The sequence below is a fragment of the Aquimarina sp. MMG015 genome, assembly GCF_018100855.1.
Classification (GTDB): Bacteria; Bacteroidota; Bacteroidia; order Flavobacteriales; family Flavobacteriaceae; genus Aquimarina; species Aquimarina latercula.
On record NZ_JAGJEB010000051.1, the window covers coordinates 1 to 370 of the forward strand.

A 370-nucleotide genomic window follows, 5' to 3' on the forward strand; every position below is an offset into this window, starting at 1 on the left:
GTCTTTCTTATGTTTTATTTGCGATAAGGATAATAACTCAGGAATTTCTTTAGACAAGAAATGTTCTGGGTAAAACCCTTCTATAGAATCGTTGAAGCGCTGTAGTTCCTCTTTTTTATCAAATATTAATATGGATAAAGAATCTTGTTTTTTATCAGAAACCCCCTTTTTGTTTTCTTGTAATGAAGCGATATCGTTTTTAAATGCTAATTCTTTTTCTAAGATACTTTCTGGTAATGCTGTTTTACTTCTGTTAAGATCTTGCATAAGCAACAATGCCTTGTTTTTTTCCATGAGGTAAAAAGCCTGGTCCAGTAAGTTAGCACGATAACAAGCTTCTAATCCTATAATGTAAACCTCAGAAGCTAAG

General features: G+C 32.2%; 1 protein-coding gene. It reads right to left on the reverse strand.

Annotated elements, in window-relative coordinates; all coding sequences use genetic code 11:
- Positions 1-294, reverse strand: a 294-nt coding sequence (locus J8L88_RS23455) for a hypothetical protein (protein WP_211062101.1), incomplete at its 3' end; no start/stop codon positions are given.
- Positions 295-370: the final 76 nt, after the last annotated feature.